The organism is Bacillus sp. M13(2017) (genome assembly GCF_002218325.1).
Classification (GTDB): domain Bacteria; phylum Bacillota; class Bacilli; order Bacillales; family Bacillaceae_G; genus Bacillus_A; species Bacillus_A thuringiensis_K.
In genome coordinates, this window is record NZ_KZ268501.1 from 282,884 (window position 1) to 298,812 (window position 15,929).

The following is a 15,929-nucleotide window of genomic DNA, read 5'->3' on the forward strand; positions in this document are numbered from 1 at the left end:
GGGGTAGTAAAGAATGCCTAACAGTCAAAAGATTCGTCATTCGTTATCATCTGCGCAGTCTGGTATGTGGTTTGCGCAACAATTAGATCCGCTTAATCCAATTTATAATACTGGGGAATATGTAGAAATAAACGGAAATATTCATCAAGACATTTTTGAATTAGCTGTACGTAAAGTTGTAATGGAAGCAGAAGCACTTCATGTTCGCTTCGAAGAGGATGAAATTGGCCCATGGCAAGTTATTGAAGAATCACAGTTTCATATGCATTTTATTGACGTTCGTAAAGAAGAAAATCCTGAAGAAGCTGCTAAAGTATGGATGAAAAATGATTTATCTATGCCAGTCAATTTGAAAAAAGATACTTTATTTACTGAAGCACTTATTCAAGTCGAAAATAATCGTTTCTTTTGGTATCAGCGCATCCATCACATTGTGATGGATGGCTATGGATTTTCACTTCTTAGCCAAAAAGTAGCAAATGAGTATACATCACTTATAGAAGAAACCAACAAGAATGAAAAGCCATTTGGTTCTCTTGCAAAAGTCGTGCAAGAAGATATTGAGTATCGTGAGTCTAAACAATTTCAGGAAGATCGTACTTTTTGGTTAGAAAAGTATGCAGATGAACCAGAAGTTGTAAGTTTGGCAGAACGAGCACCGAGAACATCAAATGGATTTTCACGAGAAACAGCTTATTTATCTAGTTCTAGCACGAAAACCTTACTAGAAGATATCAATATTTCGTTAACAAGTTGGCCGGAATTCATTGTCGCTGTAACAAGTATTTATATGCATAAGTTAACAGGTGAAAATGATATTGTTTTAGGTTTACCGATGATGGGACGTCTAGGTTCTGTATCTATTCATACACCAAGTATGGTAATGAATTTAGTTCCACTTCGTATTACAGTAACTCCAAATATAACTTTTGCGGAATTATTGCAGCAAGTTTCTAAAGAAATCCGAGATGTACGTCGCCATTATAAATACCGTCATGAGGAATTAAGAAGAGACTTAAAGTTACTAGGTGAAAATCAAAGGTTGTTTGGACCGTTAGTGAATGTAATGCCTTTTGATTACGGGCTAAATTTTGCTGGAAATCGTGGTATTACGCATAACTTATCAGCAGGACCTGTCGATGATTTATCAATAAATGTATATAAACGTTTTGATCAAAATGAGCTAATGATTCATTTTGATGCAAATCCCGAAGTATATAATGGCGCGGAGCTAGCATTGCATAAAGAAAGATTTATGAATCTATTTGAATTAGTAGTAAATAATTATGAAAAAAACGAGTCGATTGGAAAAATAAACATTACTCTGCCTGAAGAAAATCATAAAGTTTTATTGGAATGGAATGAAACGAAGGAAGACGATGAGTTAATCAGTCTACCTATATCATTTGAAAAACAAGTGCAAAAAAATCCTGATAAACTAGCGATTACTTGTGACGGTGTAAACCTTACGTATAAAGAGCTAAATGAACGAGCAAATGAACTAGCACATTATTTAGTAGAAGAAGGAATACGACCAAACCAGTTTGTAGCTTTAGTATTCCCTAGATCAATAGAAATAGTGGTTAGTATGCTAGCAGTCTTAAAGGCTGGTGCAGCGTATTTACCAATAGATCCAGAATACCCAGCAGAAAGAGTTAATTATATAGTAAATGATGCAAAACCAGTTTGTATCATAACACATTCATCTGTTTCATCTAAGTTAGTTATAGAAAATGATATGAAAAAAATTGTATTAGATGAAGAAGAAACGAAACTAGCGTTACATACATATTCTCGTATGAATATAGCATGTAAGAATGAAGTATCACTTTTAAACCCAGCCTATACAATATATACTTCAGGCTCAACAGGAAACCCAAAAGGTGTAATTGTTCCTATGAGAGGTTTAAGTAACTTTTTAATGGCTATGCAACAAAAATTTTCATTACATGAAAATGATCATTTATTAGCAGTTACAACGTTTGCATTTGATATTTCTGCACTAGAAATTTATTTACCTCTTATTAGTGGTGCAAGTTTAACAATTGCACAAAAAGAAGACATACAAGAGCCTTCTGCATTAACGACACTTTTACATGAAGAAAGAGTGACCATTATGCAGGCTACACCGACGCTTTGGCAGGCGTTAGTAACTGATTACCCAGAGAAGCTACAAGGGCTAAACATACTTGTTGGTGGTGAAGCTCTTCCAGCACATTTAGCAAATAAATTAAAAGAATTAGGTTGCTCAATAACCAATTTATATGGACCAACTGAAACGACGATTTGGTCTACTTTCATGAACATTGATGAAGGTGAAAAGGGTATACCTCCTATTGGAAAGCCAATTTGCAATACAGAAGTGTATGTATTGGATGCAGGGTTACAACCAGTTCCACCTGGAGTTATTGGGGAATTATATATTGCAGGGGAAGGACTTGCAAGCGGATATTTAGGAAAACCTGAGTTAACAGCTGAACGATTTGTTGCAAATCCTTATGGAGAATCAGGGAAGCGCATGTACCGTACTGGAGATCTCGTGAAATGGCATAGTGAAGGTGTGTTAGAGTACATTAGTCGTGCAGATCATCAAATTAAAATCCGTGGATTCCGAATTGAATTAGCTGAAATTGAAATGGTATTACAACGACATGAAAATATTCAACAAGCGGTTGTAATGGTACGAGAAGATCGCCCAAATGATAAGCGCATCATTGCGTATATCGTTGCAGAAGAAAAGGAACTGATTAATCTTTCACAAATTCGTTCTTATGTTTCAGAAAGTTTAGCGAATTATATGATACCATCAGCATTTGTTGTGCTAGAAGAATTACCATTAACGCCAAATGGTAAGGTGGATAGAAAGAAATTACCTGCTCCTGATTTTAATGGAATGAACAATGAGAGGGTTGCTAGAAATCCGAAAGAAGAAATATTATGTGATTTATTTGCAGAAGTACTCGGTGTTTCTCGAATTAGCATTGATGATAATTTCTTTGAAATGGGTGGACATTCCCTTCTAGCATCTCGTTTAATGGCAAGAATTCGTGAAACGTTAAGTGTGGAATTAGGAATCGGGAAACTATTTGAATCACCAACTGTTGCCGAACTGGCGAAACAATTAGACCATGCCAAAAGCGCAAGACTAGCTATTCAGAAAGCAAGTAGGCCAAATGAAGTTCCACTTTCATTTGCACAGCGCAGGTTATGGTTCTTAAATTGTTTAGAAGGTCCAAGTCCTACTTATAATATTCCGCTAGTCATTCGTATGAATGGAATATTGAATCGAGAAGCATTACAAGGTGCTTTTTATGATGTAGTTGAGAAACATGAAACACTTAGAACAATTTTCCCTAACGTATTAGGTAGTTCCTATCAGAAAATTTTAGATATGGAAAACTTAAATCTACAAATGGTTATAACTAATACATGTAAAGATGAATTAGAAAGTGTACTTTCAGAGGCGGTAAGATATAGCTTTAACCTCGATTTTGAGCCGGCAGTTCGTTTGCAACTTTTTACAGTGAGTGAAAACAAACATGTATTATTAATTCTATTACATCATATTGTAGGTGATGGCTGGTCATTACAGCCGTTAACGAGAGATTTTACAGCGGCGTATAAAGCGCGATGTCAAGGTGAAAGAATTCAGCTGGAGTCACTTCCCGTTCAATACGCAGATTATGCACTTTGGCAACAGCAATTGCTAGGTGATGAAACGACACCAGAGAGTCTTATTTCAACACAATTAGATTTTTGGAAAGAAGAACTTAAAGGTTTACCAGACCAAATGGAGTTACCTACAGATTTCCAGCGTCCAATTGAGACGAGTTACCGCGGGGAAACAATTCATTTTCATATAGATGAAGAAATGCATAGTAGGTTAGTAGAGCTTGCACGTGAAAATGGAGCTAGTTTGTTTATGGTATTGCAAGCAGGGCTTAGTGCACTATTTACAAGATTAGGTGCAGGCACTGATATACCAATTGGAAGTCCGATTGCTGGAAGAAATGATGATGTACTCTCTGACATAGTCGGCTTATTTGTAAATACATTAGTGTTACGTACAAATACATCAGGAGATCCAAGTTTTAAAGAATTATTGAATAGAGTAAAGCAGACAAATCTTGCAGCTTATGAAAATCAAGATGTTCCATTTGAACGACTCGTTGAAGTGTTAAACCCAGTGCGTACTCGAAATAGTCATCCGCTATTTCAAGTTATGTTAGCTTTCCAAAATACGCCAGAAGCAATCTTTGATGCCCCGGATATAGAAGCGAACCTTGAAATTCAAAGCGTCGGTTCTGCAAAATTTGACTTAACATTTGAAATTAGTGAGAGTAACGGGGGTGACGGTACTCCGAACGGTTTACATGGATTACTAGAGTTTAGTACCGATTTATATAAACGTGAAACGGTTCAAAAACTAATAGAACGATTCATTTTGTTATTAGATGATGCAGCGAAACATCCGGATCGATCCATTGGCAGATTAGAAATATTAACTGTAGCAGAGAAAAATACAGTGTTAGAAAAGTGGAATGGTGGTTTTCAAATTGCACCAGAAATGACATTGCCACAATTATTTGAAAAGCAGGCTCATATAAATCCAAATTCTATTGCTGTTGTCTTTGAAGATAAGAAATTAACTTATGAAGAGTTAAATAGAAAAGCAAATAAAATAGCTCGATTCCTAATAGCAAAAGGGATTGGTCCTGATCAACTCGTTGCTTTAGCGATGCCAAGATCATTAAACATGGTTATAAGCTTATTAGCTGTTCTTAAAGCTGGTGCTGGATACCTTCCGTTAGATCCAGATTACCCAGCAGACCGTATTTCATTTATGCTACACGATGCGAAACCATCATGTGTTTTAACGAATTCAGAAGTGGAAATTGAATGTAATGAGGCACTAAAAGTTTTAATTGATAATGTAAAAGTAATAGCAGAAGTTGAGAAATATAGTGAAGACAATATTGATGAAGTGGAACGTATTAAGCCATTATCTCCATCACATATTGCTTACGTTATTTATACGTCAGGGTCAACGGGTAGACCGAAAGGCGTTATGATACCTCATCAAAATGTAGTAAGACTTTTAGGAGCAACTGATCATTGGTTCCAGTTTGACGAAAACGATGTTTGGACGATGTTCCATTCATATGCTTTTGATTTCTCGGTTTGGGAAATTTGGGGACCTTTATTATACGGAGGGCGTTTAGTTGTAGTGCCACATACTGTAAGTCGCTCACCGAAAGAATTTTTACAGCTTCTTGTTAAAGAAAAGGTTACGATTTTAAACCAAACTCCATCAGCGTTCTATCAATTGATGCAAGCAGATCGTGAAAATGAAGAGATTGGCCAAAAATTATCTTTACGATATGTTGTTTTTGGAGGAGAAGCACTTGAGCTAAGTCGCTTAGAAGAGTGGTATAGTCGACATCCTCATAAAGCACTAAAGCTTATTAATATGTACGGTATTACGGAGACGACAGTACATGTTAGTTATATTGAATTAGATGAAACTATCGTCTCTTTACGAGCAAATAGTTTAATTGGGTGCAGTATACCTGACCTTAAAGTGTATGTGTTAGATAACTATTTACAACCAGTGCCACCTGGAGTAGTTGGAGAAATGTATGTTGCAGGTGCAGGGCTTGCGCGTGGATATTTAGGAAGAGCAGGATTAACGGCTGAACGCTTTATCGCAGATCCATTTGGCAAGCCAGGTACAAGAATGTATCGTACAGGAGACTTAGCTCGCTGGCGTAAAGATGGGACGCTAGATTATATAGGACGTGCAGATCATCAAATCAAAATTCGTGGATTCCGAATTGAATTAGGAGAAATAGAAGCAGTCATAATGAAGCACCCTAAAGTTGAGCAAGTAGCCGTTATTGTACGTGAAGATCAACCAGGGGATAAACGGTTAGTTTCTTATATCGTTGCATCAAATAATGAAGCGATTGATACGAATGAAATGCGTCAGTTTGCTAGTGGTAGTTTACCAGATTATATGGTTCCATACGCTTTTGTAGTAGTAAATGAGTTACCTTTAACTCCAAACGGTAAATTAGATAGAAAGGCATTGCCAGCTCCAGAATTTATCGCATCATCTTCTAGTCGTGGTCCAAGAACACCGCAAGAAGAAATGTTATGTGACTTGTTTACAGAAGTGCTAAGTGTACCTCAAATTGGAATTGATGACGGATTCTTTGATCTTGGTGGCCATTCACTCCTTGCAGTGCAACTTATGAGCCGCATGAAAGAGGCGCTTGGAGTGGAACTAAATATTGGCACTTTATTTGCAGCACCGACTGTTGCAGGGTTAGCTGAAAGACTTGAGATGGGGAATGGTCAAAGTGCACTTGATGTGTTGCTTCCTTTACGAGCAAGTGGCGATCAATTACCACTATTTTGTGTACATCCAGCTGGTGGATTAAGTTGGTGCTATGCAGGACTTATGAAATCTTTAGGAACAGATTATCCAATCTATGGTGTACAAGCACGAGGTATTGCTAAAAATGAAGAACTTCCAAAAAGTTTAGAGGAGATGGCGGCGGATTACTTGAAACATGTTCGTGAAGTACAGCCTTATGGACCATATCGTTTACTAGGTTGGTCGCTTGGAGGAAATGTTGTGCATGCAATGGCGGCGCAATTACAAAATGAAGGGGAAGAAGTAGAATTACTCGTTATGCTTGACTCTTATCCTGGACACTTCTTACCGAATACGGAAGCGCCTACTGAAGAGGAAGCGTTAATCGCATTACTTGCTTTAGGCGGATATGACCCAGATAACATGGATGGTAAACCACTTACAATGGAAAGTGCAGTTGAAATCCTTCGTAAAGATGGAAGTGCATTAGCAAGTCTTGAAGAAGAGACTATATTGAACTTGAAAGAAACATATGTAAATTCAGTAGGGTTGTTAGGGAAATATGTACCGAAAGTTTATAACGGAGATATCTTATTCTTTAGATCTACTGTTATACCAGACTGGTTTGATCCTATTTCTCCAAATACGTGGCTAAATTATTTAGATGGGCAAATTGTGCAGCACGATATTGATTGTAGACATAAAGATCTATGTCAGCCAGGTCCACTTACGGAAATTGGACAAGTATTAGCGAAATATTTGCAGAATAAGAAAGGGGTAAGTAGAGTATGACGAATCCATTTGAAAATGATAATTACACATATAAAGTATTAATAAATGAGGAGGGCCAGTATTCTCTCTGGCCTGCTTTTCTCGATGTACCTATTGGCTGGAATGTCGTATATGAAGAAGCTAGTAGGCAGAGTTGCTTAGAATATGTTGAATATAACTGGAAAGATTTGAATCCACAAGGTAATCAAGTTCGCGAAAAAACATTAGTAGGAAAACGATAATGAAAGAAAAACTAAATCCAAAAGTAGTTGTAAGTATCGTTTATATAACTGCGATGTTTATGGCTGCGATGGACGCAACGATTGTAAATGTAGCACTGCAAACGATAAGTAGAGAACTACAAGTACCTCCATCTGCAATGGGGACGGTTAATGTTGGGTATTTAGTTAGTTTAGCTGTTTTCCTTCCGATTTCTGGTTGGTTAGGAGATCGTTTTGGTACGAAAAGAGTGTTTTTAATTGCTCTTTTCGTATTTACAATTGCATCTGCTTTATGCGGAATGGCTAACGATATTACTTCATTGAATATTTTCCGTATTATTCAAGGTGCTGGCGGAGGGCTTTTAACACCGGTTGGAATGGCGATGTTATTTCGAACATTTTCACCAGAGGAAAGACCGAAGATTTCCCGGTTCATTATACTTCCAATTGCTGTAGCACCAGCAATTGGTCCTATCATCGGTGGTTTCTTTGTAGATCAAATGTCTTGGCGTTGGGCATTTTATATTAATCTACCGTTTGGAATCGTTGCATTGCTATTTGGACTTCTATTTTTAGCAGAACATGTTGAAAAATCAGCTGGTCGCTTTGATTCGCTCGGCTTTATTTTATCAGCACCAGGATTTGCGATGCTCATATATGCACTCAGCCAGGGACCATCAAAAGGGTGGATTTCTCCAGAAATTATGAGTACTGGGATAGCTGGGGTTGTATTCATTACATTGTTTATAATTGTAGAACTGAAAGTAAAGCAACCGATGTTAGATTTACGCTTATTAAAAGAACCAGTCTTTAGAAAGATGAGCCTTATATCATTATTTTCATCAGCTGGTTTATTAGGAATGTTATTTGTTTTTCCTCTTATGTATCAAAATGTGATAGGAGTTTCTGCACTGGAATCAGGACTTACGACATTTCCAGAGGCGATTGGATTAATGATTTCTTCACAAATTGTACCATGGTCATATAAGAAATTAGGAGCTCGAAAGGTAATTTCTATTGGATTAATTTGTACCGCGGTTATCTTTGTTTTATTAAGTTTTGTAAATCACGATACGAATCCGTGGCAAATCCGGGCATTATTGTTTGGTATCGGTATTTTCTTAGGTCAATCTGTCGGTGCGGTTCAATTTTCTGCCTTTAACAATATCACGCCGCCTTCTATGGGGAGAGCGACTACTATATTCAATGTGCAAAATCGACTAGGTTCAGCAATAGGAGTAGCGGTTTTAGCTAGTATACTAGCTGGTTTTGGAGGTAATAACGTTCAATCCGATTTTTTACCATATCAAGCAGCATTAATTGGGTCAGCAATATTTTTGCTCATAGCACTACTATTTTCTTTACGTATTTCCGATAAAGAGGTAATGTCAAAGAAGAAAGAAAAAACATTATCTGTATCAGAAAAAGAGAAAGTACTTGTCAATGAATAACAATATACGTATGCTTTTTTATGAAAATTGATATTCGTTGAATAAAGGAGAGTTTACATGATAGAAAGTAAAGTTGTAGATTCTATTCCAACTTTGAATGAGAATGATTGTCAAATATGGTGGGCAAGAATTTCGGATTTACAATCATGGCATTACAATTTACTAAATGATATAGAGCGAGAGAAAGCAAATTCGTATCATCATTCGGCAGATCGAGCTCGTTTTATAATAGGTTGCGTAATAAGTAGATTAGTTCTCGGCAAGATACTTTCTATGTCACCAGTCCAAGTACCAATTGATCGAATGTGCTCAGTATGTAAATTGCAGCATGGAAGACCACAATTACCAGAAGGTATGCCGCAATTATCCGTTTCGCATTCAGGTGAGTGGGTTGTCGTTGCATTTACAAAATCTGCACCTGTTGGCATAGATGTAGAACAAATGAATCCAAGTATAGATGTTATGAAAATGGCAGAAGGTGTATTAACAGACATTGAAATAGCGCAAGTTATGAAACTGTCAAATGAACAGAAAATAGAAGGTTTTTTAACATATTGGACTCGAAAAGAAGCGGTGCTGAAAGCGACAGGTGAAGGACTAATGATTCCACCAGTACATATTACAGTATCAGCTCCAAATGATCCTCCAAACTTGTTGGTTTTTAAGGATAGACAAGAGTTAGCAAGTAATACAGTGATGGAAGATGTAAGGCCTAGTTTAGATTATAGGGCTTCTGTTGCAATATTCAGTAAGGAAGTGACTGAAATTACGCAATTAGACGCAGCAGCACTTTTAAATCTTAAATAAAAAAATTACAGAAGAGGTGTTCCTCATGTTAGTAGCGGAAAATAGGAAGAATGAATTCACTTATAATGTACAAGCAATTAAAAATATTTTATTTTCTGGAGATACATCATCCATTCATGCTTTAGAAAAGCTTTTAAATGATACAGTTCAGTTTGATGTTCTTGAACAAGAGGCACTTGGTAGACAGTACATTCCGAAAGAAGCAAAGAATTTCTTTGATAAAGATGGAACATTTCTTTACCGTGTATCTAATGTTAGTTATAAAGGAAAGGTGTTATCTGAAAATCTAATTTTTGCAGACACTTCGTTTTTACCGGACGCAATAAAGAGTGAATTAGAGAGTGGAAATATTCCTGTTGAAAAGCTTATAGAAAAGATGGAAGTAAGAAGAAACGTATTATATGAAGGATATCAGCCATCTGGAAATATTATTGAATTGTTTGATGGATGTTCTGTTACAGCGAATGTGTATCCAACTAGAAAGTATCAAATTGTAAGTAACTGCAAATGTGTATTTTATATTTGTGAAGTGTATCATGCAGAGAATATAAAGCGATTGCTTAAATAAAAACAAGAAACCAGCCTATAAAATGGCTGGTTTCTTGTTTTTATTTAACAGCTTCTTTTAATTCTTTACCCGCTTTAAATGCAGGAACTTTACCAGCGGCGATTTGAATTTCTTCGCCAGTTTGCGGATTACGTCCTGTACGAGCAGATCTTTCGCGTACTTCAAAAGTTCCAAACCCGATTAGTTGAACCTTATCTCCAGATTGTAATGCATTAGCAATTGTGTCAAATACGGATTGTACAGCTGCAGAAGCGTCCTTTTGAGAAATATCAGCTGATTGGGCTACGTTTTTAATTAATTCTGTTTTGTTCATGTTTTCACCTCATAAAAAAATTTTTGGAATGAATGTTTTAGTATAATAGATAGTAAAGATAAAGCTATCACTATGATTAGAAAGAATACTATATAATTATGTTAATTTCGTTGCAAGAGACTGAATCCCTTCTATTATTTAGGGATTAATTAAGAATCGATGCATATAAAAAGCTTTAATATGAGGATGAGGGGGAGTATACGAATGATTTTTCGTGAAAAAAATGAGAAGGAAAGTATTTTAATTCGTCAACATGATCATGGTTTTTTAGCTGGAGAGATTGCAAAGCATATAAAAGAAGACTTTTTTGAAGATAAAACATATTTAAAAGAAACAGTTGATGCAATATATGAGCATGACAGAGGATGGATAGAGCTTGATAAAGTACCAATTTTGAATGATGCTAAAAATATTCCATATACATTTATGGATTGTCCAAGCCCATTACGTTTTGTTTTTTATACGATTGGGTTGAATGAAATTGAAAATTCTAATCCATACGGGGCATTGCTTTGTAGTAAACATTTTTTATCATTTCCACTAAACGAGGAAGATGAAGAAATGATGTCATTTTATAAACATGAATTAGAACGACAAAAAAGAATTTTGAAAACGTTAACAAAGGAACAGTTTGCGATGTTCGATAAGCATTATAGATTATTAAAGTTTTGTGATGAACTTTCTTTATACGTATGTATGAATAAGCCTGGTGTCAAAAAGAAAGATGAAATTGACTTATTTAAAGATGGTTTTGAAGGAACAGAAATGTTTAATAGTAAAGAGGAGAAACTTATTCAAGCTGAATGGGTGGACGAGGAAACAATTCGGATTACACCATTTCTATTTCAAACGGAATTTTATACGTATGTAAAATATAAAACGATAAATAAGCATGAAATGAAAGAAAAAGGGATTGCAAAGGCTGATAGAGAATCAGAAATGAAGAAACAAACCATTCGTTTCATACAATAAGGAGGTAATATAAATTGAAAGATTATATATTAAAACAGTGTGATTACCATGCTTGGGCTAATACTAGATTATTCAATCGATTAAAAGAGTTACCAAACTATGAGACAATTTTTAATGAGCAGATACAGTGTGTATTCCCATCCATTAAGGATACTTTTGTGCATATTTATATTACAGATCAAGTGTGGTTACATATATTGCATGGTAAAAGTATGAATGAAGCAATACAAGACCGAGAAGATTTACGAAAACAAATTGAAACTAAATCGTTACATGAATTAGAAAAAATGTTTGAAAACATGGCAAATCAATATAAAGAGTTTTTAATTACAATACAAGATGTGAATGCTGTATTTGTTATTGAGAATCCATACGTAGGGAAATTAGAAACTTCGATTTTAGAATTAGTGCAACATGTCGTAAATCATGGTACATATCATAGAGGAAATATAACAGCGATGATCCGTCAACTTGGTCATTCGTCGACAATGATGGATTTTGTACTGTATTTACATATGGTTAAAAAGCAGGGAGAGTAATATAGTTTGTAAGAAGGAGAGGCTGTAATTGTAGAAGTCTCTCCTTCTATTTTATCCGGCATTAATGGTAGATCGACCGATTAAAATTTTACTTTCTTTATTAAGAAGCTTTATTTTCTTGTAATTGCTTAGCGTATTGTACAGCCTTATATGCATTGACTCTACCATTTTTCCAGTACGTACCTGTACCACTAATTTTATCAGAAGTTGACTCAATAATTTGGCGGATTTGTGTATTGCTATATCCTTGATTTGCTAAAAGAGCAGCGACTCCTGCAACATGAGGTGTTGCCATAGATGTACCACTTAATGATTGATACGTGCTTCCTTTATATGTTGAATATATATTTGAACCTGGTGCTGCAACATCTACCCAGCTACCATAAGTAGAAAATGAAGATTTTCTATCTGATTGATCTGTAGAAGCAACTGCAATTACTTCGCTGTAATAAGCAGGGTAATTAGCTTTTGTGTTTCCAGCATTTCCAGCAGCTGCAACTATAACAGAGCCTTTATTCCATGCATATTGAACGGCTTGTTGTAATGCAGTACCACCATTTGGAGCTCCTAAACTTAAACTAATTACTTTTGCACCCGAATCAGCAGCTTCCCGAATACCTTGCGCTACAGCATCAAGAGTACCACTTCCTTGATTATCTAATACGCGGACAGCATAAATTGAAGTTTGTGGGGCAACACCAGCAATTCCGACACTGTTATTTGTAAGTGCTCCAGTAATTCCAGCGCAATGTGTACCATGACCATTACCATCATCAGATGTATTGTCATTATCAACATAATCATGCCCGTAAATTACTTTCGAAGCCAAATCAGGGTGTGATCCTTGAACTCCTGTATCAATAATAGCTACTTTTACACCAGGATCACTTCGTTGGCTATCCCAAGCCTGTGGAGCTTGAATCTTTTGCAATCCATATTGATTTTTAAAATATGGGTCGTTTGGAGTCCAAAAGGCGTGAACGTAATAATTCGGTTCTGCATATTCCACATCTGGATTATTTTTATAACTCTTTATTTTTTCTTTTACAGTACCTTTCGAAAATTGTACGACTTCAAAACCTAACTTATCATCTTTAGATAAGACATTAGCTCCGACAGATTTATGAAAAGATTGCACATTACTTAAAGATGCATTTTGCTTGAACTTAACGATTAATTGGTTAGGAACGTAATCAGTAGATGAAGTTTCAGCACTTGAAGTATTTGTGTTAAAGAAGAAACCACCAATAATAAATGACAAAACAGATAGGAAAGCAATGATTTTGTTTTTCAAAAGATTTTTCCTCCCTTTTCTTGGATGAGTTTTTCAGCGACTCTTTAATGTCGCATTCCTTTTCAACTATATAGTTAGACCATACGATTTATGACATTTATGTGAAAAACTTTTGGAGGAATAAAAAGGAGTAAACATTGATATAAATATATTTTTAATGACAGTAATTAAGTAAAAGAGGGGATGAAAAAAGGAATGCTCAACATGTATGAGTCATTCCTTTTTTCATAGATTAACTTGCCTGTTTTTTATTACTTTCTTTCAATTTCTCTGCTTGTAAAAAGCGATTCGTTTCAGCAACAACAATACTACTTAATCCAATTAGACCAATCAAGTTTGGAATTGCCATAAGTCCATTTGCAATATCAGCAAATGTCCATACGATTCCTAGTTTTAAATTAGCACCAATTGCAATCATGACAATAAAGATTGCTTTATAATATTTAACTGCACTTTCTCCGAATAAATAAGCTACACATTTTTCTCCATAATACGACCAGCCTAAAATAGTAGAGTAGGCAAATAAAATAATTGCGATACCGAGAATCATACTACCAGCAGTACCGAATACAGATTGGAATGCAAGTGTTGTAGCTTCAACGCCAGTTTTACCAGATTTCCAAGCGCCTGTAGTAATTAATACTAGTCCTGTAATTGTACATACAATAAACGTATCTAGAAAAGTACCAGTCATTGAAACTAAAGCTTGCTTTGCAGGCGAATCAGTTTTTGCAGCCGCAGCAGCAATTGGTGCACTCCCTAAACCAGCTTCGTTCGCAAATACACCACGCGCCATTCCGATTTGGATAGCTGATGCAACTGTTGCCCCAATAAAACCACCAGCAGCTGCCGTACCATTAAATGCACCAGAAAAAATAAGTGAAAATGCTTCTGGAATTTGGTCGTAGTGATAGAAAATAATTATAAGACCAGCAATTATATAAAAGAAAGCTTTTATCGGAACGACATAACCCGTCACTTTCCCGATTTTTTTTACACCGCCTAAAATAACAATTGCGATTAAAAATGCCATTAGTATACCAGTTAAAGCAGGAGGGAAAGAGAAATTAATTCGCATTGCCTCTGCAACTGAGTTAGATTGCACCATATTACCAATACCGAAAGAAGCAGTTGTACCAAATATAGCGAATAATATAGCAAGCCATTTCTTACCTAAACCACGCTCTAAATAATACATTGGTCCACCTGAATATTCACCATTTTCATTACTAACACGGTATTTCACTGCAAGTATTGCCTCGGCATACTTTGTTGCCATACCGAATAAAGCGGTAATCCACATCCAAAATATTGCACCAGGACCACCAATTGTAACAGCTGTTGCAACACCTGCGATATTTCCCATACCAATCGTTGCGGCCATAGCTGTCATAAGTGCTTGGAAGTGACTAATATCTCCAGAAGAAGAGGTATCTTCTGATTTTTTAAATGCTAGTTTGTGAGCGTATAACAGTTTACTAAACTGTAAACCTTTCAAACGCACTGTGAGAATGATACCAGTTCCAACGAGTAGCAACAAAGTTGGTAATCCCCACACGTATTGATTCATTTGTTCTAATACTTTACTTACTGTCTCCATCTTTATTCTCCTTTATTTAGAAAAAATAAAAACCACTTCAAGTAAATGAAATGGTCTCTGGAGAAACAAGGGATAGAAAAATAAACCGATACAATCGGCTTTTTCTTTCGCTTGTCTCTGTCCTTTTACCTGAGAGATTATCCGCTAAAGTAGCGGATTTGCTCCTTCGGTGCTCGTTTTCCTCCGCGCTCTATGAAAGCGAGAGGGAGTCTCTCCAGAGATTCGTCCCCATGCAGTTCTACTTGTAACCAAGACCTGAGAGTTTCAAAGTTGGTATAACAACTTTTTGCCCCGTCGGTAGATCAATAGACCTTCTCCTGAATGGTTCATCCGAATTATAAAATTTATAAACACATTGATTGTAAATCAATAAAAACATTATAGACATACAAATTGTGAATTGCAATCATTTTTTATTTTAAAATAGTAAATAGTTTTATTTTTTTGTAATTCCTAATTTATCTTTAACTTCATTTAAAGTAGATAAAGCGATGACAATATGTTGATCCGCAAGTCCTAAAGCTTGTTTTGTTTTTTCAATAGTTTCATCGGTTGGAGTAGAGTTATTTGCTCCGTCTATAATTAAATTTGCTGCATTTTTCATGAAATTTGATGCGGATTTAAACTGAGTTGTGAACTGAAGTAGTTGTTTTTGTATATCTATATCTGTTATGTTTTCTTCAATTTTAAGCGTGTCTATTTCGTTCATAATTGTTTCGTACTGCTTGGAAACAGCACTCATTGTAACTAATAGTTTATTTCGATCTACTGAATCTCCATTCGTGTGAATCTCTTCCCAGGCAGGTAACCAATCTTTTTCGATGATGTCATTATAATGAGTAGTCAATTCATTGATTTTAGGCTGTAATTTAGTTTTGAAAGTTTTTGTCTCCGCTGTTTCTACAGTTGCTTTTTCATTGTTATTTTTAACATTAGTAGCGTAGAGAATCGTACCGAAAATGATGAAAATAGAAATAACAACTGTCCATTTAGTAAAAAGTAATTTCTGCAATA

At 35.7% G+C, this 15,929-nt stretch carries 11 protein-coding genes and 1 riboswitch; of the genes, 7 read left to right on the top strand and 4 right to left on the bottom strand.

Going from position 1 to position 15,929, the window contains the following annotated elements; translation table 11 throughout:
- Positions 1 to 13: 13 nt before the first annotated feature.
- Genes CGQ22_RS07760 through CGQ22_RS07780 form a run of 5 tightly spaced genes read left to right on the top strand, consistent with a single transcriptional unit; the run spans position 14 to position 10,197 of the window.
- Entirely contained in the window at positions 14 to 7,171 is a 7,158-nt protein-coding gene (locus CGQ22_RS07760) for an amino acid adenylation domain-containing protein (protein WP_089148493.1), read from the top strand.
- Positions 7,168 to 7,392 (top strand): MbtH family protein, encoded by a 225-nt coding sequence (locus tag CGQ22_RS07765; protein ID WP_000184059.1) that lies wholly within the window; start codon positions 7,168 to 7,170, stop codon positions 7,390 to 7,392. The genes CGQ22_RS07760 and CGQ22_RS07765 overlap by 4 nt, the downstream gene beginning before the upstream one ends.
- Positions 7,392 to 8,822 (top strand): MDR family MFS transporter, encoded by a 1,431-nt coding sequence (locus tag CGQ22_RS07770; protein ID WP_089148494.1) that lies wholly within the window; start codon positions 7,392 to 7,394, stop codon positions 8,820 to 8,822. The genes CGQ22_RS07765 and CGQ22_RS07770 overlap by 1 nt, the downstream gene beginning before the upstream one ends.
- A 57-nt stretch (positions 8,823 to 8,879) precedes the next feature.
- Positions 8,880 to 9,629, top strand: a complete 750-nt coding sequence (sfp, locus tag CGQ22_RS07775; protein WP_089148495.1) for a 4'-phosphopantetheinyl transferase Sfp — start codon at positions 8,880 to 8,882, stop codon at positions 9,627 to 9,629.
- A 25-nt stretch (positions 9,630 to 9,654) separates the two neighbouring features.
- Entirely contained in the window at positions 9,655 to 10,197 is a 543-nt protein-coding gene (locus CGQ22_RS07780) for a hypothetical protein (RefSeq protein WP_000959128.1), read from the top strand.
- Between the two features lie 40 nt (positions 10,198 to 10,237).
- Here the strand turns inward: CGQ22_RS07780 and CGQ22_RS07785 are convergent, their stop codons facing one another.
- Positions 10,238 to 10,510, bottom strand: coding sequence for an HU family DNA-binding protein (locus CGQ22_RS07785; RefSeq protein WP_001043905.1), 273 nt, complete (start codon positions 10,508 to 10,510; stop codon positions 10,238 to 10,240).
- Between the two features lie 204 nt (positions 10,511 to 10,714).
- Between CGQ22_RS07785 and CGQ22_RS07790 the strand changes: the two genes are divergently transcribed.
- On the top strand, positions 10,715 to 11,482 hold the full coding sequence (locus tag CGQ22_RS07790) for a DUF3891 family protein (protein WP_000577280.1): 768 nt from the start codon (positions 10,715 to 10,717) through the stop codon (positions 11,480 to 11,482).
- A 14-nt stretch (positions 11,483 to 11,496) separates the two neighbouring features.
- Positions 11,497 to 12,021: a DinB family protein gene (locus CGQ22_RS07795; RefSeq protein WP_089148496.1), complete on the top strand. Its 525-nt coding sequence runs from the start codon at positions 11,497 to 11,499 to the stop codon at positions 12,019 to 12,021.
- A 100-nt stretch (positions 12,022 to 12,121) separates the two neighbouring features.
- Here the strand turns inward: CGQ22_RS07795 and CGQ22_RS07800 are convergent, their stop codons facing one another.
- From CGQ22_RS07800 to CGQ22_RS07810, 3 genes are all read right to left on the bottom strand, one after another.
- A complete protein-coding gene (locus tag CGQ22_RS07800; protein WP_000790911.1) occupies positions 12,122 to 13,315 on the bottom strand; it encodes a S8 family peptidase in 1,194 nt (397 codons plus the stop codon).
- A gap of 232 nt (positions 13,316 to 13,547) precedes the next feature.
- Positions 13,548 to 14,915, bottom strand: a complete 1,368-nt coding sequence (locus CGQ22_RS07805) for an alanine/glycine:cation symporter family protein (protein WP_000451045.1) — start codon at positions 14,913 to 14,915, stop codon at positions 13,548 to 13,550.
- 107 nt (positions 14,916 to 15,022) lie between these two features.
- Positions 15,023 to 15,143, bottom strand: a riboswitch (glycine riboswitch).
- A 208-nt stretch (positions 15,144 to 15,351) separates the two neighbouring features.
- Positions 15,352 to 15,927, bottom strand: coding sequence for a hypothetical protein (locus tag CGQ22_RS07810; protein WP_089148497.1), 576 nt, complete (start codon positions 15,925 to 15,927; stop codon positions 15,352 to 15,354).
- Positions 15,928 to 15,929: the final 2 nt, after the last annotated feature.

What these genes read in the sequence shown, in the direction of transcription:
- CGQ22_RS07785 (WP_001043905.1), bottom strand. Translation starts at nt 10,510, where the DNA reads ATGAACAAAACAGAATTAATTAAAAACGTAGCCCAATCAGCTGATATT.
- sfp (WP_089148495.1), top strand. Translation starts at nt 8,880, where the DNA reads ATGATAGAAAGTAAAGTTGTAGATTCTATTCCAACTTTGAATGAGAAT.
- CGQ22_RS07790 (WP_000577280.1), top strand. Translation starts at nt 10,715, where the DNA reads ATGATTTTTCGTGAAAAAAATGAGAAGGAAAGTATTTTAATTCGTCAA.
- CGQ22_RS07780 (WP_000959128.1), top strand. Translation starts at nt 9,655, where the DNA reads ATGTTAGTAGCGGAAAATAGGAAGAATGAATTCACTTATAATGTACAA.
- CGQ22_RS07805 (WP_000451045.1), bottom strand. Translation starts at nt 14,915, where the DNA reads ATGGAGACAGTAAGTAAAGTATTAGAACAAATGAATCAATACGTGTGG.
- CGQ22_RS07765 (WP_000184059.1), top strand. Translation starts at nt 7,168, where the DNA reads ATGACGAATCCATTTGAAAATGATAATTACACATATAAAGTATTAATA.
- CGQ22_RS07760 (WP_089148493.1), top strand. Translation starts at nt 14, where the DNA reads ATGCCTAACAGTCAAAAGATTCGTCATTCGTTATCATCTGCGCAGTCT.
- CGQ22_RS07770 (WP_089148494.1), top strand. Translation starts at nt 7,392, where the DNA reads ATGAAAGAAAAACTAAATCCAAAAGTAGTTGTAAGTATCGTTTATATA.